This is a genomic window from Flavihumibacter fluminis (genome assembly GCF_021491375.1).
Classification (GTDB): domain Bacteria; phylum Bacteroidota; class Bacteroidia; order Chitinophagales; family Chitinophagaceae; genus Flavihumibacter; species Flavihumibacter fluminis.
Window position 1 is genome coordinate 947,411 of the sequence record NZ_JAKEVY010000001.1, and the last position, 17,648, is coordinate 965,058.

The following is a 17,648-nucleotide window of genomic DNA, read 5'->3' on the forward strand; positions in this document are numbered from 1 at the left end:
TTATCGGTAATTTCGCGATGTTTCGGAAAATTTACTGAAATAGCAAACTTCAAACATACAATCGTTATGGTTTTTGACCTCGAGATGATTAAAAAAGTGTACGCCCAGTTTCCGGATCGGGTTGCTAAAGCCCGCCAGGTTGTTGGTCGCCCGCTAACCCTCACCGAAAAAATATTGTACGCCCACCTCTGGCAGGGAGATGCCACCCAGGCATATGAAAGAGGAAAAAGTTATGTAGATTTTGCTCCCGACAGGGTTGCCATGCAGGACGCTACCGCCCAGATGGCACTTTTGCAGTTTATGCAGGCCGGTCGGAACAAAGTGGCTGTTCCCTCCACAGTTCACTGTGATCACCTGATTGTAGCCAAGGACGATTCCAAAACCGACCTTGCCCGTGCCGTAAATGAAAGCAGTGAAGTTTACGACTTCCTCGCTTCCGTTTCCAATAAATACGGTATCGGATTCTGGAAACCCGGTGCTGGTATCATTCACCAGGTGGTGCTTGAAAACTATGCCTTCCCCGGCGGTATGATGATCGGAACCGATTCCCACACCGTTAATGCTGGTGGTCTTGGTATGATCGCGATTGGTGTAGGCGGTGCAGATGCCTGTGACGTAATGAGTGGCCTTGCCTGGGAATTGAAAATGCCCAAATTGATTGGTATCAAACTGACCGGAAAACTCAACGGCTGGACTGCCCCCAAGGATGTAATCCTGAAAGTGGCCGGTATCCTGACCGTAAAAGGTGGAACCGGAGCAGTAGTTGAATATTTCGGCGAAGGAGCCACCAGCATGAGCTGTACGGGAAAAGGCACCATTTGTAACATGGGTGCGGAAATTGGTGCAACCACTTCCACTTTCGGTTACGACGAAAGCATGAGCCGCTACCTGAAGTCTACTGGTCGTGCAGAAGTTGCCGCCCTTGCTGATGGTATTCGCGAACACCTCACAGCTGACCCTGAAGTATATGCGAACCCTGAGCAATATTTCGATCAGGTGATCGAAATCAACCTGAGCGAACTGGAACCTCATTTAAACGGACCGTTCACTCCCGATCTGGCTACGCCTATTTCCAAAATGAAGGAAGAAGCAGCCAAAAACGGATGGCCAACAAAAGTTGAAGTAGGTCTGATCGGCTCCTGTACGAACTCTTCTTATGAAGATATTAGTCGCGCTGTGAGCCTCGCCCGCCAGGTTGCTGAAAAGGGTTTGAAAACCAAAGCAGAATTCACCATCACTCCTGGATCTGAGCAGGTTCGCTACACCATCGAACGCGATGGTTTCCTGAGTACATTCGATCAGATCGGAGCGAAGGTTTTCGCAAATGCCTGTGGTCCCTGTATTGGTATGTGGGATCGTATGGGTGCGGAAAAGCAGGAAAAGAACACCATCGTTCACTCTTTCAACCGCAATTTCGCGAAGCGGGCGGATGGCAACCCGAATACCTATGCGTTCGTCGCTTCTCCAGAGCTGGTAACAGCGCTGGCGATTGCTGGTGATCTTACCTTCAACCCGCTCACCGACACTTTGACCAACGAAAAAGGTGAACAGGTGAAACTGGATCCCCCCAGCGGAAATGAATTACCTCCTAAAGGATTCGCTGTTGAAGATGCCGGTTACCAGGCTCCTGCTGTTGACGGCAGTGCGGTTCAGGTAAAAGTAGATCCAGCGTCCAAGCGACTGCAGCTCCTGGATCCATTCCCTGCCTGGGAAGGAACTGATCTCAAAGGATTGAAACTGCTTATCAAGGCAAAAGGCAAGTGTACAACTGACCATATTTCTATGGCAGGTCCCTGGTTAAAATTCCGCGGTCACCTGGATAATATATCTAACAACTTGCTGATAGGCGCCGTTAACTTCTTCAATGAAAAAACGGATTCCGTTAAAAATCAGTTGACCGGAGCATACGGTCCGGTTCCTGCCACACAGCGTGCTTACAAAGCAGCTGGTATCGGCTCTATCGTAGTTGGCGATGAAAACTATGGTGAAGGTTCCAGTCGTGAACATGCTGCGATGGAACCCCGCCACCTGGGCGTTCGTGCCGTACTGGTGAAGAGTTTCGCCCGCATACACGAAACCAACCTGAAAAAGCAGGGTATGCTGGCGCTGACTTTTGCTGACAAAAACGATTATGAAAAAATCCTCGAAGATGATACCATTGACATCAATGGACTGACCAGCTTCACCCCTGGACAAGCCCTTGAGCTGGTATTACACCACGCTGATGGAAGTAAGGATACTATTCTGGCCAACCATAGCTACAATGAACAACAGATTGAATGGTTCAAAGCTGGAGCGGCCCTGAATATCATCCGCCAGCAATTCGCAGGTTAATCAACTTGAATACCGTAAAAGAGGCTACACATCAACGTGATAGCCTCTTTTTTTACCCACAAACCATGGAATCTTAGTAAAAACCCGCGTTTTTTTGCTTGGTATATCTACATATCAACAGAATGTTTAACTTTATCCACACTTTCCCATTACTCTGACGGTAGCTTACCCTGTCTCCAATATCATTTCCTTAATACCACCGTATCCAAATATCCCTGGACCTTTCTTATTTATTGACAACTAAATTTCTGTTGTGAAGAAGTTAATCGCATGCCTGTTAATAGCAAGCTCTGCTGCTTATGGGCAAACCGGGGTGTTATTTTATGACCCTTGTGAATCCCTGCCGCAGTATGGTTGGAGCAACCCCTACCCCAATAATTTCTGGAGTGGCAAGACCGGTGATGAAGCAAAAACAAGCTTTTCCGTATCAAGCGATTTCAGTAGAGCTGGTAATACGTCATACCGCTTTGAAATCAGAAGAGATGCAACAACTCATCAAAATGATAATTTCCGGCAAAATCAGCTTATCTACAATTTCCTTCCGGCAGGCACCAATACCGATGACGCTACTAAAATGGGTCAGGCAGTTGCAACAGGCAGAAATCCCCTGGACCTGCGATGGATTGGTTTGTCTACGCTGGTTCCGGCAGATTACCAGCCGAATCCTTATCCGGTTTCCATAGGCCTGTTATTGAAAAATATTCCGGATGATCATGCCACACCACAGGATTTGATTTTACAAAACGGTCAATATAATTTTCATGTAGTTACCTGGGAGAATGGAGTACCGACATCCAGGGTAATCAATATCGGCGAAGTTCAGCCGGGTATTTGGGAAGACTGGGTAGTGGAAAGAAATTTCACACAATCTGCAAATGGATTTATAAGGTTGTACCGCTATGGCAACCTGGTTGCTAATGTAACAGGCCCCAATTGGCCAACTGACAACCCGGTATATGCGAAAGAGCCCTATATTAAAATTGGTCCTGCCAACTATGGATGGGCAGCAAATATCAACCAGGTAGTCAATAACAACCAGTCTGAATTGGCACCTACGGTATTGTATGTGGATGAAATAAAATTTGGATCTTCCGCAGCCGCCACTTCTGAATTCCTTGCAACACAGCAGCAACCCCAACAACCACAACCGCTACCCTCCTTTATTTTTTACGACAACTGTGAAATCCCTGGTATGCCTTATCTGACCATGGACTATAACCTGCAACCACCAGTTCAGTGGGCCCATTTTCAAGGAGACCCTTCCGTAAGTTCTGTTGTAAGGTCTGCCGAACAAAAAAGAGCAGGCGGTTTTTCGTATAAATTTGAGCTGAATGACGGTCCGGGTAATACCTGGCCATTTTTCAAATCTGAACTCGTTTGGAATTTCCTGCCGGCGGGGTCACCATTAGGTATTTTGGGCAATACTGAAGCTTATTCAAGACAACCGCTCGGACTCCGATGGATAGCTGCATCAACCTTCATCCCCTCGTACAATACTGATTTCAATACACCGACCAGTATTCTTTTTAACACCAAAGCAGTAGATGATGATTGGCCGCAGCCCAATGCGCTTTGGATGGAGAATGGCCGGTATAAGTTTATTCTTACAAGAGTTTCTCCTAATGGCTCAACCCAAACAAGTTCAACTGATGTAGGACCTGTTGTAAAAGATATTTGGGAGGATTGGGTCCTGAATAGAAATTATACCAGTGCAGATTCCGGCTACGTACGCTTATATAAAAACGGGCAACTTGTATTTGAATACCTGGGTGGCAACTGGAAGGATGATGCTTTCCATAGTAAGGAACCCTATGTTCAAATGGGTATTTACAAGTGGGCATTTGGAAATAACTGGGCGATCCGGCCCGATGCATCCCGCATTACCTTATTTATCGACGAAGTACGATTTGGTGATGTATCCAACCGGCTGGAAGATTTTGCTGTAAAAGCGGCAGCCAATATTCCACCAGTATCCAATGCAGGCCAGGATCAACAACTATTTATCCCCGCAACACGTACCACGCTAACTGGTATTTCAACAGACAGTGACGGAACCGTTTATTCAAAAGTCTGGAGAAAAATTAATGGTCCTGCTGGTGGTAATATCTCAGACAGTACCCAGAATACTGTTACCATAACCAATCTTCAACCCGGCACCTATACTTACCAATTTCTGGTTACGGATGATAATAATGCTGTTACCAGCGATGACGTTGTGATTAATGTATTACCGCCAGTAGTAACCATGGTTAACTACAATCGTTTTGGCGGAGGTGCTAACCAGCCGCTGGCAAATGTTTGGAGAGGAGGAACTTCTCCAAATTCAACAGCAGTATCTGGAACCCAGGTAATTTCCGGAGACTTTAGTCTCCAGGTGACGGTCGGCAACCAATCATCCGGCGCATTCATTGCACTGGATACGGATGATACACTTCAACATGTTTACACACCCGGACAAATTTGGATGGGTGTAGCCAATAATCGTTTGTATGCGGGCGATTTTCCAGGCTGGTTCCTGTATCGCCTAACCGATGCTACCGTAACTACGGGTGATTTTATACGAATCAGAAGACAGGGGGATATTTTACGCCTTGAATTCTCAAAAGACAATGGACAAACGTGGGCCCTGGCATACACTTACCTATTTAGAAGCTCCAATAATCTGTGGGTAAAAGCGACTTTTGATAACCAAAATTCAACCATCTATTATCCGGCTTTAATAACATCAAGCGGCACCCAAAATCAACAGGCAATGACAGCTGCCCCAATTGAGTCTGCTGTTAACCCAACTGCCCAGGGAACCAAAATATATCCGATTCCTGCTAAGCAATGGATTAATGTGGTAATAGGAAATGAGTTCGGATCTGGTAAACTCAGCCTGGAAGTAGTTGACAACCTTGGAAAACTAGTAACCCGACAAGTAGCAAATTACCAATCAGGCCAAACCGTTCAAATTGATTCAAGGACCTGGAACCCGGGCTCTTATTACCTTATCATTAAAGATGACAAAGGGAACAGGCTACAGAAAAAAGTAGTAATCGTTAAGTAAAACACCGGGAAAAATACCCCCCTTTCATTCGTGTTAAAACGGGTGGAAGGGGGAATTCCAGGAACTATATTTGCTTCAGGGATGACACTTGATCAATTACCAGTAAACCATTACCTTATCTTCCCTGAAACCAACTTTATTTATAACCTGCCACTGGCAGGTTATTTTTTTACGGGAAAAATGCCCCCTCCCAGCGTGTATTCTCCCATTGGCCAACACCTCATCCACTCCTAGTTTTGAATTCTAAACAGGTTCGGTCGGTCATGGTTGTGGTTGTCTCAGACGCCACAGCCTTACCGGCAAAACACCAATTCATTACATGAAACGATTACTTGATCTTTCTGTTCATACAATCCCCTGGTTGATGCTGATTCTAGCAGCCCTTACTCTGATTACCATGTTTATAGTGCTGATGCAAAAAAAACAGCAGGACAAAGACATGAACGGAAATGATTATTAAAAAATGTTGCTTCCTTCCACTTGCCGGGGATATATCTGCAACAACCCTGGCATTTTTATATCTATTTTTAAACTAATAATTTTTCAATCATGAAACAGGTTATAATTATTCTATTCTGTTTAATTGGAATGGCTGCGTGTAAAACTGGCAAGCCAATTACCATTCCAACCGATGAGAAATTTATTGCGATAAAAATTACAGCCGCGCAAGCCACCGAGTATGAACGTGCATACCAGGCCGATCAACATTTTAAGGCAGCCTTCCGTAATGGAATGTATCTGCCAGTTTCCGTAATTGATGAAATTCGAAAAGCCGTAGGAATTGAAGGAATAGCTGTTAACTATGGCAAACATCCGGATTATACCAGCCCTGTATTCATACTATTTGCAACCAGTACCAAACCTACGGATACGGAAAAGAAATCAGACGGCACAGAAAATGTCATCTATTTAGTTTATTATCCTTGCCCTACCGTATGCGGCAAAAACCCTTAATCAGGTATTTAGAATGAATTATTGGATCACAACCCTCATAAAACTTTCTATTATTGTTTTCGGAATTAGCATTGGATTTGCAAGAGAAAAGAAGCTTACCCGAACCAATTATGAATTTTTACTAATCCTGCTTGTAGCAGGGGCAGGAGAACTGCTGGAATGGCTGATGGCCCAATACTACAACCATAATTTTGTTTATTATCACGTTTTTCGCCCCCTGTTTTATTCCCTAATAACCCTTGCCCTTGCACCCCATCTGGGTAGGATGAAAAGAAGTTTCCGGCTATCCATCATTTTTGTATGGATAGCCGCCTACTTCAATGCCAGGTTCCTCCAACCACCGGAAGATTCGCTGAACACAGTTATCATCAGTCTCACCTGCCTGCTGCACATTCTGGCGGTTTTATTTTATATCGCCCGGTTGTTTGATAAGTACAGCTGGAATGAAACCATTTACCAACATAGTTTTTGGATCGCAATAGGCATCCTTCTTCATTCTATCAGTTCCTTCCTTACTCTCGGATTGCACAATTTTCTTGGTGCTGACGGACAGAAAATGGTAACCTATGTTCTGATTGTATCGGAATGGTTATATTACGGTTCATTTGTTGTCAATTTCAGCTTGCAAAAAGAAGCATCGCCAGAATAAGTTGTTACCATGAACGCCAGTCAGATAGAAATTATCCTAACGATGGCGGCCGCCGTTTTCATTATGCTGACGCTTAGTGCATTCGTGGTGTATTTTATTCTTTCTAGCCAGAAACGCAGAATTCGCCTTCAACACGAACAGGAACAAATGAAGGAAAACTATGAAAAGGAAGTACTCACTACCCAGATAGAAAGCAGGGATCAGACTTTACGGGATATCAGCCAGGAAATCCACGACAATATGGGGCAACTGCTAAGCGTATCAAGGATCAATTTGAATATTCTCGAAAAAGAACTGGAAAAACACCCTTCGGTTAACCGTATACGTGACACAAATCTGATTCTGGCCGATGTCATTAAGTATATCCGCATGCTTTCCAAAGGTCTGAATTCCGACATGCTGGCTAGCTATGGACTAAGAGAGTCCATCAAATTCGAATTGGATCGTATTTCTCAAACAGCCCTTATTGAATGTAAATTTGAAACGGAAGGTGATGATTTTCTAATCGACGCAAAAAAAGAAATTATTCTCTATCGCATGATTCAGGAGATCCTGAATAATATTTTGAAACATGCAGACGCTTCTGAAATTCATATTCAAATGAAGTACACAGAATCTGCATTTATTCTGAACATAACCGACAATGGGAAAGGATTTAATCCTGAACACCTTGTAAACCTGTCGATAAATGATGCCGGATCCGGACTCAGGAACCTTCAGAAAAGGGCCCAATTGGTTGGAGCCACTTTGCAAATAAGTTCAGAGCCATTCAAGGGAACCCGTATCAATATTGTTTTACCCAAACAACCTCAACATGCAATTTCCTAATACAACCAAACATACAGTTGCTATTGCCGATGATCATCGGCTTATTGCAGAATCGCTTTCCTACCTGATTAATGACAGCCCGGAATTCAATGTTATACTCCTTGCAAACAACGGAAAATTATTACTCGAAGCTTTAGAAAAATCCGGCGACTTACCGGATATCTGTATCCTGGATATCAATATGCCGGTATTAAATGGGGTAGAAACCGCTCGTGAAATCAACAATCGTTTCCCCGACATCAAACTGCTGGCACTTAGTATGAACGATGACGAAGCCTCTGTTATACAGATGATCCGGGCCGGTTGCAGAGGATACTTACTGAAAGACTGTACACAAGCTGAATTGCACAGAGCCCTTCATGAAATCTTTACAAAAGGGTTTTATTATTCCGATTTTGTAACAGGAAAACTCGTACATACCATTCATAAGGAAGAAAAAACAACAGAGCCTGGCGTCCGGCTAACTGAGCGTGAAATGGAATTCATTCGCCATGCTGCCTCAGAAATGACGTATAAGGAAATTGCCCTCACCATGAAGTTAAGCGAACGCACTATCGACGGATACAGGGAAGCGTTGTTTGAAAAACTCCAGGTCAAAAGCAGGGTTGGTTTGGTTCTTTACGCAATACGTGCAGGATGGGTTCTGGCAAATTAGAATATTATTAGAACGTTCTATTTTATAAGTTCTTTAAAGAATTCTAAAATACGGCAAAATAGATTTGCGGCATGAGACTCCTGACCGTATTGTTGCTGTGCCTGAACCTGCCTTACGAACTGTACGCCCAATCTGAATCCGATTCAGTTAAAATACAAAAAACCATCCTGGATAGCGTTTATATATCCGAAGTGGAATCTCCAAGGCAAAAGCCTAAAGTACTGCATGCAGAACCTCTCTTTATCGACCTCATCCGCGACCTCGGTGCCCGTAAGGGAGAAAAGGAATGGAATATGGGTCTTGGCATCACCGACAACAATAAATACGATTCCTATGCTGCATTGATAGAATATGAATTTGCACCGGTTGACCGCCTGGGCTTTGAGGTGGAACTGCCCTTTAGCTTCTACTATCCGGCAAACGGAAATGATCGCAATTCAATACCCCAAAGCCGCCTAAACAGTTTAAAATTGGCTACTCAATATACATTACTGGTGTCTGATCAGGCAAATACCTCACTGGCGCTCGGATACATTCATGAATTTGAACTCCCTTCCTTTAATCAGTATGGCAAAGGCAGTCTACTTGAGGGAAATGTTTTTAATCCATTTTTTGTTGCAGCAAAACGCTGGGGCAGCAATTACCACACCCTTATTTATACAGGACCTGTTATTCACAAACCACAGCACCAAACTGCTAAAACACACTGGCAACTGAATAGCAACTTTCATTACATGATCAGCGGCACCCGAAATTTTATCGGCCTTGAATTCAATAAAACCTTCCGGCAAAATGATTTTGATATGACTATCCGACCACAAATGCGGGTAGGCATAGCTGATAACTTCATGGTCGGAATTGTAACAGGGATTCCTATACGAAGAGAAAATGAAAGATTTAGTTCTTTCATCCGGTTGATTTACGAACCCGGACATAAAGCCATACGAGCCCATCACCAGCCGATTCCATAATCTTCCCCGTGATTACTGGAACCACCCCAAAAGCTCCCGTGTTTCCAATCAAACCAGATTGCATTTATGGGTCCGGAAGTTCTTGGCTCAAATCGCAGGATATAACCTTTATCTCTTAATTCTTTTCGTATCCAATCGGGCGTGGAGTTGTGCAATAATAAATGACCAGGTTTCGGCTTCCGATCCTTACCTCCCAACGATAACCAATATTGATAGGTATTAAAATTCGGAGCCTCCGCTGCTTCCTGCACATTCATGCCAAACTCCACCATATTCAAAAAAAACTGCAATAGGTTCTGATCCTGGGTATCCCCACCCTGAACGGCAAAAGATAAGAATGGTTTCCCCTCTTTCAAGGCAAGTGTAGGTGTGAGCGTTACCCTCGGGCGCTTCCCCGGAGCCACCACATTAAACGGATTCAGTGATGCATCACAAACAAAACTTTGCATCCGCTGGCTCATGCCAACACCGGTTTCACCTGCAATACAGGCAGGTATCCACCCTCCACTGGGTGTAATCGACACTACCCATCCTTCTTTATCTGCTGCCTCCACACTGGTGGTGCCTCTCCATACCTGGTCGAGGTACTCGCGATCCGGTGCAGCTACTACTTCAGTTCCTGTAAATCCGGTCCATTTTTCCAATTCTTTTTTAAATGGATTTACTTCACCCTGGTGCGGGTAGGGATCACCTGGAACAATTGCCGGATCATTTTTCTCTGTAAGCAAAAACTTCAACCGTTCCCTCGCATATGACTCAGATAACAACCCTTTAATTGGCTCAGCTGGCGGGAAATAGGGATCGCCATAGTAAAAATCGCGATCCGCGAAAGAAAGATTCAATGCCTGATAAACCGTATGTATATAACGAGCAGAATTATAGCCCATGGATTTCAGGTCAACCTGTTTCAGTAATTGTAAACTCTGCAACAACATCGGCCCCTGGGTCCATTGCGATAATTTGTACACTTCAATACCCTTATAATTTACCTGCAACGGTTCCTCTATTAGTACTTTCCAATTTGATAAATCCTGTTTGGTTATAAGTCCGCCCTGTTCCTGGCACCCTCTTACAAACTCATCTGCAATATCTCCTTTATAAAATCGATCATACGCTGCATAAATAGCTTCTTTTCTGCTTTTCCCCTTTTTTAGTGCCGCCTTTTCCGCTTCCACCATTTTTTGAAGGGTCTTTAATAAATCGGCTTGAACAAAGATCTCACCAGCTTCCGGTGCTTCCCTCTCCTGCCCTTTATGTGGTAGAAATACTTTTGAGGAATAGGGCCATTCCTTAATTCTTTTTTTCTCCCGCTCTATACTGTTCGCCGTTTGTGCCTCTATGGGATACCCTGCCGCTAATTCTAAAGCAGGAGCCAGTACTTCTGACAGGCTCATCGTTCCGTATTCTGCGAGCATGGTACATAGCCCGCCAGGGGTACCGGGAGTAACCGCTGCCAACGGACCATATTCAGGAGGAAAATCATACCCTTTTGATTTGAAAAATTCAGGTGTTGCACCGGTTGGCGCTACTCCCAATGCATTTATTCCAATCACTTTTTTCAGTTTGGGATGATAAATCAGCGCCTGTGTTTCCCCACCCCAACTCAACACATCCCACATGGTACAGGTTGCCGCAAGCATAGCACAGGCAGCATCTACTGCATTACCGCCTTTTTGAAATAACGACGCACCTGCTGTGGCAGCCAACGGCTTTCCAGTTATCGCCATCCAGTTTTTCCCATGCAATACAGGTTTCTGTGTAGGCTGCGCTACTAAACCTAACGGTAACACGAACAATATAAGAAGTGCATTTTTCATACAGCAATTTTTCAGAATGTGTTAATCACCTTTAACAAATATACCTCTTAACTTATTCACATTTTTCTACTTTGGAACAGTTTTGGAAAGACCACTCACAACAATAAAATGTTGTTACTTATGAAAACAAGCGTATTACAATCCCTTGTTCTGGGAACAGGCCTTGCCTTTTTATTAGTGGCTTGCAGCCAGCAGGATGATACCAATCCAAATGATGCCCGCATCGAAATCAGACTCACCGATGCTCCCAATCCAAACATCAAAGAGGTTTGGGTAGATATTAAAGAGATTCAAATCAATATGGGTTCAGATTCTAATGGCTGGACTACCTTAACCGGTACCCATCCGGGTGTTTACAACCTGCTGGAACTTACCAATGGCAGAGATACCCTGCTTGCAAACGCAAGTCTTCCATCTGGTAAAATGAACCAGCTGCGTTTGATTCTCGGAGAGAACAATTATGTTATTACACAGGATGGACAAAAAGAAATGCTGAGTACACCTAGTGCACAGCAATCAGGATTAAAAGTTTTAGTGAATACTGAACTGAGTGGTGGTGTATTGTACCGATTGGTTTTAGATTTTGATGCTGCGAAATCTATTGTACCCGCCGGCAATAGTGGCAAGTACATTCTTAAACCGGTTATCCGTGTTTTATCCTTTGTTCCTTCCGGTGGAATTATTAAAGGGTTTGTTGCTCCCGATTCCGTATTAACCACCGTTTTCGCCCTCCAGGGTTCAGATACGGTTTCCTCTACTGCCACCAATCAGGGTAATTACCAGTTTTCAGACATACCTGCAGGAAACTATTCCCTGCATTATTATCCTGCTCCCGATAGTTTTAAAACTGCTCAGAAAGATATTACTGTTACACTCGGACAAACTACCGTCGTGGATACGATTCGTCTTGAGTTAAAATAAATTTCTCGGTTATCTGGACAAATAAAGAGGCTCCGTTATCGGAGCCTCTTTTATTAGTATTGTACTTCTACAGAAAACCGGGCCTCACCATTTCCTGCTCCCAATTCAGCCGCTGCCGCATTGCTGATTCGAATGGCAAGTCCGGTATTTTCTTTAATATCAGACAATTGCCCCAACACTTTCGCATATACTACCTTGTTAGAACCGGTATGACGGATTTTAACAATCGTTCCAACAGCCACATTATCCATTAAAGCATAATATTTTCCATCTTTCCATCCACTGGTGCTACGGAAAATGGTTGCCTGACCATTTGCTGAATTGGAACCATTCCGAAACTGTGAACGAAAAAATCCGCCGTTGAAATCAACTGATCCCGATATAGCTACAGGTTCCTGCTGCTTCAATACTGGCACAGGAGCCGGTTTATCAGTAGTAGTTTTTGGCGTCTGCGTGGTTGTTACAACCTGTTTTTCTTCTTTTGGTGGCTCAATTGGTGCTTTCGGTTGGCTTACCACTGCAGGTTGTTTGCCTGCTGTGCTTTGCACCGCTTGCTGCGCCAATGCAGATTGCTCCCGCTTTACTTTCAGAAAGCCAACAACCAATTGCATACCAGATCGAACCTGGTTCCTCGTGATTCCATTCCATTTCTCCAGCTTTTCAAGTGCCACTTTGTTGTGATTCACACTTACCCGGTACATCCACTCTCCCTCTGCTACCTGGTGATACACCGGCACCAATACTTCATCCGCTTCCTTTCGTTCATCCTGGGAAAAATTACCGGCAATCAGGGGAATTTTCAATAGCTGACCGATCTTCAGGCCGGTATTTAAATCAGTACTGTTAAATGGGGCTATTTCCTTTGGATGCAAATTGTACATCCTTCCAACACTGAACCAGGTTTCCTTGGCAACTACTTTATGTTCGAGATATAAATCAGGGGTTTTGCCTTTCACCTCCAATTTTGACTGGGCAAAGCTGCTTAGGGATAGACATAAAAACAATATCCAGAGTATCGGCTTTTGTTGCATCAGGACGATGAATTTTAGTATTGCTGCAAATATGGTGCTTTCTCCGCAAAATAGCTGCCAAAAGCAGGTTAACAGGCTTTTACCTGCCGGATTGCATCAGAATTCGCCATTCCTTAGGATAATAATTATTGGACCGGTTTGGCAGCACCTTTAACCAGCCAAGTGAAAGTCCCTTATAACAAGCCAGGTTCCAGCCCGGCGCTGAACCCGGCACCTGAATTTCTTCTTTTCGTAAATACTGCAGTGCCTGAGGCGCTGATAATTCGATCCGGTTAACAGCCTCATGTACTTCATTACTCAATGCCAGGCCATGATCCGGGATTAATTTCCTGTCTGCCCATTTACCTAGTGTTACTCCTGCTCTCCGAACATACAGGGAACCAAGTTCGCTCAATAATGAATCAACCTGCTCAGGCATCCCAACCATATTCTCCTGGATCATATAAAACTGGCTAAGTCCTGGCTTCAACCATTCTGAAATATCTGCAACCTGCTGTTTACTCACCTTCTCCAGTTTATTCTTTCCTTTTCGCCCCGATACGGTACCAGCAGCTTCACGCTTGCGAAAAGCGGTCAGAAAAAACCCTTCCCCTCTCACCTGGTCCGGATAAAACCGATACCCAAATGCAGCTTTCTGTGCTGATTTAGTTTCTACAATATTCCAGGCAGGATCAACCTGCAGCGGTTCTGATTCAGCTTCAACCTGTGATAACAGCCAGTCGGCTATTGCTTCGTCTTCCTGAAGCGAATAGGAGCAGGTTGAATAAATGAGTAAGCCTCCCTCTTTAAGACAGGGCCAGATATCCGTGAGTATGCGCTTTTGTCGCTGACTGCATAGCTCCACTGCCGATTCCGACCATTCTGCCATTGCTTTGGGATCTCTGCGGAACAGGCCGCTTCCACTGCAGGGTGCATCAACTACAATCAGGTCAAACAATCCGCCTAATTCAGAAAAATCACGAGGATCATTATTGGTAATTAATTGATTGCTGTTCCCCCATTTCACCAGGTTTTCTTCCAGGATGGTTACCCTTGATTTAATCACTTCATTGCTGACCAGTACTGCGTCATCCGGTAACAAGGATAGAAGGTGCGTTGATTTACCACCCGGGGCGGCACACAGATCCAGCACCCGAATACCCCCACGCTCCGGCAGTAACTGTTTCACTGCCTGCTCCAGGAACATACTGCTGGCTTCCTGCACATAATAAGCCCCTGCGTGCAATAGCGGATCCAACGTGTATTTGGGCCGCTCATCGAGGTAATAACCAGTTTGAGTCCAGGGAATAGCTGCTTCCACAGGAAAGGAAAGCGACTGTGAATCTGTCCATTTGCGGGGATTGAGCCGTATGCTTTGCACCTGCTCACCGGTTTCCAGCACCCTGCAATAAGCTGCTTCCTGCCAGCCCGGAGTACCAGCCATATGGCGAATAAAATCAGGAGGGATCGTCAATCTTTTTTTTGTAAAACTACGACTTAGAGATTTTTTATTTCCGTACTGATAGCCTCCAGTACTTTTTTTGCATCTCCAAATAACATAGAGGTCTTGGGTTGAAAGAAAAGCTCATTCTCAATTCCGGCATAACCTGGCTTCATACTGCGCTTGTTCACGATACAATTTTTTGCCAGTTCCACTTCCAATATGGGCATACCATAGATGGGTGATGCAGGATCCGTTTTGGCAGCTGGGTTCACCACATCATTCGCTCCTAATACCAGCACCACGTCCGTATTGGAAAATTGTTCATTGGCTGCTTCCATCTCCAATAACTGATCGTAATCTACATCGGCTTCCGCCAATAACACATTCATATGTCCGGGCATCCTGCCTGCAACGGGATGAATGGCATATTTCACTTCTACTCCTTTTTCCGTCAGCAGTTTTTCCAACTCGTGACAAGCATGTTGCGCCTGTGCTACTGCAAGTCCATAACCGGGAACAATCATAACTTTGTGCGCATAAGTCAATAGAATGGCGGTATCAGACAGCGAGATTTCTTTATAATTGCCTTGTGCCCTGGCAGCGGCAACACCACCGGCATGGCCACCAAAGGATCCGATCAGTACGTTGAGCAGCGAGCGGTTCATCGCTTTACACATCAGAATGGTCAACAAGGTACCTGCTGCTCCAACCAGGATTCCCCCTGTTAACATCGCTTTGTTATTATACAAAAATCCACCGCAGGCTGCTGCTACTCCGGTAAAAGAATTCAGCAAAGAAATCACTACCGGCATATCCGCTCCGCCGATCGGCAACACAAAAAATACCCCGTATAACAAGGACAAAATCAACAGCACATAGAATACCGTTGTATTTGCATTTTCATATACACCTGCAATCCAGCCTGCCAACCCCAATAGCACCAGGAACAAAAGCCCATTTATAAGATGCTGTCCTTTGAATGCGAAATCGTGAATCTTTCCATTCAATTTTCCCCAGGCTATTACACTGCCGGAGAAAGATACCGATCCGATAATCAGTCCAGCTAAAATAACAATTGATTTTCCTACCCAGGCACTATAGGCCGCACTTGCCGGGAAAATCTCTCCCAGTTGAACATCGTGTGGCTGGTGCAGGGTTTCTGCCAGGTGATTGAATTCGGTTATGGAGATAAGCGCCGCGCAGGCACCTCCCATCCCATTAAATAAACTCACCATCTCCGGCATGGCAGTCATCTTTACTTTCTTAGCTGCCAGTGTGCCAATTACTGTTCCGATGATCAATCCGCCAAAGATCCATCCATAGTTGCCCAATTTTGTTCCATCTGATTCCTCGTAAAGAAAAATGGTTCCAAGGATTGCCAGTCCCATACCAGCTGCCGCAATCAGGTTGCCTTTCCGGGCGGATGCAGGGTTCGACAACATCTTTAACCCCAGGATAAAACTTACCGAAGCAAGCAGGTATATAACGGTGAGCAACATAGGCTAATCTTACTAATTCATTTTTGTTTGTGCCGGAACATTTCCAGCATGCGATCCGTTACCACAAATCCTCCCACCACATTGAGTGTTCCCAATATCACAGCTAGGAAACCAAGACCCAATGCCAGGTAATTGGATGGATCGGCTTTCCCCATTACGATGATAGCTCCAATGATTACTACCCCGTGGATAGCGTTTGCTCCACTCATTAAAGGGGTGTGTAATACACTGGGCACGCGGCCGATCACCTCTATTCCCAGGAAGATCATCAGCACCACGATGTAGATATAATCCTGGTGCAAGGCGATTTTTTCCAGTAGTGTTTCCATTCTTAATAGTTTACAACGCTTTTACACGCTCGTGTACCAGCGCCTGATCATGGGTGATACAGGCTCCTTTTACCAGGTCATCTTCCCAGTTCAATTTAACCACGCCAGCCTCTCCCGTTATAAGTGCCAGAAATTGCTGGATATTTTTTCCATACAATTTGCTCGCATCTGAAGGAAGCGTGGCCGCCAGGTTGGAATTGCCGATAATGGTTACGCCTTTGTATCGAATCGTTTTATTATTTTCTGTTTTAGTTGTGTTACCCCCGGTTGCAGCTGCGAGGTCAACGATCACAGACCCATTCCGCATCGCTTCCAACATGTAGTCTGTAACCAATACCGGCGCAGCTTTACCAGGTATCTGCGCAGTAGTAATAACGATATCTGCTTTAGCGATGCTTTCCGCAATTTTCTGTTGTTGTCGCTGTTTGAATTCTTCCGATTGTTCAACGGCATAACCACCGGCCTGACTGGGATCTGCCGCACCTTCCACTTCAATGAATTTTGCACCCAGGCTTTTTACTTCTTCCTTTACAGCCGGACGGGTATCAAATACTTCAACAACTGCCCCTAACCTGCGTGCGGTTGCGATCGCCTGTAAACCAGCAACACCGGCTCCCAGCACCAATACTTTTGCCGGAGCAATACTTCCGGCTGCTGTCATAAATAAGGGGAAATAACGGGGATAGGTAGCCGCAGCTAACAGTACAGCTTTGTATCCGGCAATATTGGCCTGCGAACTCAAAACATCCATGGATTGCGCACGGGTGGTACGTGGCAGCATATCCAGACTAAAACTGGTAATGCCTGCTGCAGCCCACTGTTCCATCAATGTCTTGTGATAAAGCGGCTGGTAAACTCCGATTAGAATCTTTTGCCTGAGCTGCTCCATTGGCATTCCTTCCGGATGCTGAATGCATAAGATGCAATCGGCCTGCCAGATTTTTTCGCGATGCAACACCTGCGCACCTGCTTTTTCGTACTGCCCATCCGAAGCAAAGGCGAGTTCTCCTGCATCCTGTTCCACCCATACCTGGTGACCAGCTTTTACTAAGGCAATTACAGCCTCCGGTAAGATGGAGACCCTGGCTTCTGAAGCGGGCTCTTTCAATACGCCAATGGTCATAAGGGAGCGATTTTTCTCCCTGAATTTAAGTTTTATTACGGATACTTAAGAACGTTATAGGAATT

Annotated in this window: 15 protein-coding genes; 9 read left to right on the plus strand and 6 right to left on the minus strand. The window is 44.9% G+C overall.

The window, feature by feature from the left end; genetic code table 11:
- Window positions 1–66 precede the first annotated feature (66 nt).
- The 8 genes from L0U88_RS04180 to L0U88_RS04215 all read left to right on the plus strand — a co-directional run bounded on the left by L0U88_RS04180 (window position 67) and on the right by L0U88_RS04215 (window position 9,440).
- A complete protein-coding gene (locus L0U88_RS04180) occupies window positions 67–2,334 on the plus strand; it encodes an aconitate hydratase (protein WP_234864352.1) in 2,268 nt (755 codons plus the stop codon).
- Between the two features lie 253 nt (window positions 2,335–2,587).
- Window positions 2,588–5,383, plus strand: coding sequence for a heparin lyase I family protein (locus L0U88_RS04185; protein ID WP_234864353.1), 2,796 nt, complete (start codon window positions 2,588–2,590; stop codon window positions 5,381–5,383).
- Between the two features lie 319 nt (window positions 5,384–5,702).
- Window positions 5,703–5,843 carry a hypothetical protein gene (locus L0U88_RS04190; protein ID WP_234864354.1) on the plus strand — a complete coding sequence of 47 codons (141 nt, stop codon included), beginning with the start codon at window positions 5,703–5,705 and terminating at the stop codon, window positions 5,841–5,843.
- Window positions 5,844–5,932: 89 nt separating this feature from the next.
- Entirely contained in the window at window positions 5,933–6,337 is a 405-nt protein-coding gene (locus L0U88_RS04195) for a hypothetical protein (RefSeq protein WP_234864355.1), read from the plus strand.
- Window positions 6,338–6,350: 13 nt separating this feature from the next.
- Window positions 6,351–6,986, plus strand: a complete 636-nt coding sequence (locus L0U88_RS04200; protein ID WP_234864356.1) for a hypothetical protein — start codon at window positions 6,351–6,353, stop codon at window positions 6,984–6,986.
- Window positions 6,987–6,995: 9 nt separating this feature from the next.
- Window positions 6,996–7,814: a sensor histidine kinase gene (locus L0U88_RS04205; protein ID WP_234864357.1), complete on the plus strand. Its 819-nt coding sequence runs from the start codon at window positions 6,996–6,998 to the stop codon at window positions 7,812–7,814.
- Window positions 7,801–8,469 carry a response regulator transcription factor gene (locus L0U88_RS04210; RefSeq protein WP_234864358.1) on the plus strand — a complete coding sequence of 223 codons (669 nt, stop codon included), beginning with the start codon at window positions 7,801–7,803 and terminating at the stop codon, window positions 8,467–8,469. Before L0U88_RS04205 ends, L0U88_RS04210 begins: the two co-directional genes overlap by 14 nt.
- 71 nt (window positions 8,470–8,540) lie before the next feature.
- Window positions 8,541–9,440 carry an HAEPLYID family protein gene (locus L0U88_RS04215; RefSeq protein WP_234864359.1) on the plus strand — a complete coding sequence of 300 codons (900 nt, stop codon included), beginning with the start codon at window positions 8,541–8,543 and terminating at the stop codon, window positions 9,438–9,440.
- On the opposite strand, the gene L0U88_RS04220 is transcribed toward L0U88_RS04215, so the two are convergent.
- On the minus strand, window positions 9,422–11,257 hold the full coding sequence (locus L0U88_RS04220; RefSeq protein WP_234864360.1) for a gamma-glutamyltransferase family protein: 1,836 nt from the start codon (window positions 11,255–11,257) through the stop codon (window positions 9,422–9,424). The two genes, L0U88_RS04215 and L0U88_RS04220, sit on opposite strands and share 19 nt — an antisense overlap.
- A 120-nt stretch (window positions 11,258–11,377) precedes the next feature.
- Here L0U88_RS04220 and L0U88_RS04225 point away from each other — a divergent pair, with 120 nt between their 5' ends.
- A complete protein-coding gene (locus L0U88_RS04225) occupies window positions 11,378–12,178 on the plus strand; it encodes a DUF4382 domain-containing protein (protein ID WP_234864361.1) in 801 nt (266 codons plus the stop codon).
- 53 nt (window positions 12,179–12,231) lie between these two features.
- Here the strand turns inward: L0U88_RS04225 and L0U88_RS04230 are convergent, their stop codons facing one another.
- The 5 genes from L0U88_RS04230 to L0U88_RS04250 form a co-directional block, all read right to left on the minus strand.
- Window positions 12,232–13,134 (minus strand): LysM peptidoglycan-binding domain-containing protein, encoded by a 903-nt coding sequence (locus L0U88_RS04230; RefSeq protein ID WP_234864362.1) that lies wholly within the window; start codon window positions 13,132–13,134, stop codon window positions 12,232–12,234.
- Between the two features lie 154 nt (window positions 13,135–13,288).
- Window positions 13,289–14,662 carry a methyltransferase RsmF C-terminal domain-like protein gene (locus L0U88_RS04235; RefSeq protein ID WP_255722960.1) on the minus strand — a complete coding sequence of 458 codons (1,374 nt, stop codon included), beginning with the start codon at window positions 14,660–14,662 and terminating at the stop codon, window positions 13,289–13,291.
- A 23-nt stretch (window positions 14,663–14,685) separates the two neighbouring features.
- Window positions 14,686–16,131, minus strand: a complete 1,446-nt coding sequence (locus L0U88_RS04240; protein WP_234864364.1) for an NAD(P)(+) transhydrogenase (Re/Si-specific) subunit beta — start codon at window positions 16,129–16,131, stop codon at window positions 14,686–14,688.
- Window positions 16,132–16,148: 17 nt separating this feature from the next.
- Entirely contained in the window at window positions 16,149–16,460 is a 312-nt protein-coding gene (locus L0U88_RS04245) for an NAD(P) transhydrogenase subunit alpha part 2 (RefSeq protein ID WP_234864365.1), read from the minus strand.
- Between the two features lie 10 nt (window positions 16,461–16,470).
- Window positions 16,471–17,583 (minus strand): Re/Si-specific NAD(P)(+) transhydrogenase subunit alpha, encoded by a 1,113-nt coding sequence (locus L0U88_RS04250; RefSeq protein WP_234864366.1) that lies wholly within the window; start codon window positions 17,581–17,583, stop codon window positions 16,471–16,473.
- Window positions 17,584–17,648 lie beyond the last annotated feature (65 nt).

What these genes read in the sequence shown, in the direction of transcription:
- L0U88_RS04180 (WP_234864352.1), top strand. Translation starts at nt 67, where the DNA reads ATGGTTTTTGACCTCGAGATGATTAAAAAAGTGTACGCCCAGTTTCCG.
- L0U88_RS04190 (WP_234864354.1), top strand. Translation starts at nt 5,703, where the DNA reads ATGAAACGATTACTTGATCTTTCTGTTCATACAATCCCCTGGTTGATG.
- L0U88_RS04195 (WP_234864355.1), top strand. Translation starts at nt 5,933, where the DNA reads ATGAAACAGGTTATAATTATTCTATTCTGTTTAATTGGAATGGCTGCG.
- L0U88_RS04200 (WP_234864356.1), top strand. Translation starts at nt 6,351, where the DNA reads ATGAATTATTGGATCACAACCCTCATAAAACTTTCTATTATTGTTTTC.
- L0U88_RS04205 (WP_234864357.1), top strand. Translation starts at nt 6,996, where the DNA reads ATGAACGCCAGTCAGATAGAAATTATCCTAACGATGGCGGCCGCCGTT.
- L0U88_RS04210 (WP_234864358.1), top strand. Translation starts at nt 7,801, where the DNA reads ATGCAATTTCCTAATACAACCAAACATACAGTTGCTATTGCCGATGAT.
- L0U88_RS04215 (WP_234864359.1), top strand. Translation starts at nt 8,541, where the DNA reads ATGAGACTCCTGACCGTATTGTTGCTGTGCCTGAACCTGCCTTACGAA.
- L0U88_RS04220 (WP_234864360.1), bottom strand. Translation starts at nt 11,257, where the DNA reads ATGAAAAATGCACTTCTTATATTGTTCGTGTTACCGTTAGGTTTAGTA.
- L0U88_RS04225 (WP_234864361.1), top strand. Translation starts at nt 11,378, where the DNA reads ATGAAAACAAGCGTATTACAATCCCTTGTTCTGGGAACAGGCCTTGCC.
- L0U88_RS04240 (WP_234864364.1), bottom strand. Translation starts at nt 16,131, where the DNA reads ATGTTGCTCACCGTTATATACCTGCTTGCTTCGGTAAGTTTTATCCTG.
- L0U88_RS04245 (WP_234864365.1), bottom strand. Translation starts at nt 16,460, where the DNA reads ATGGAAACACTACTGGAAAAAATCGCCTTGCACCAGGATTATATCTAC.
- L0U88_RS04250 (WP_234864366.1), bottom strand. Translation starts at nt 17,583, where the DNA reads ATGACCATTGGCGTATTGAAAGAGCCCGCTTCAGAAGCCAGGGTCTCC.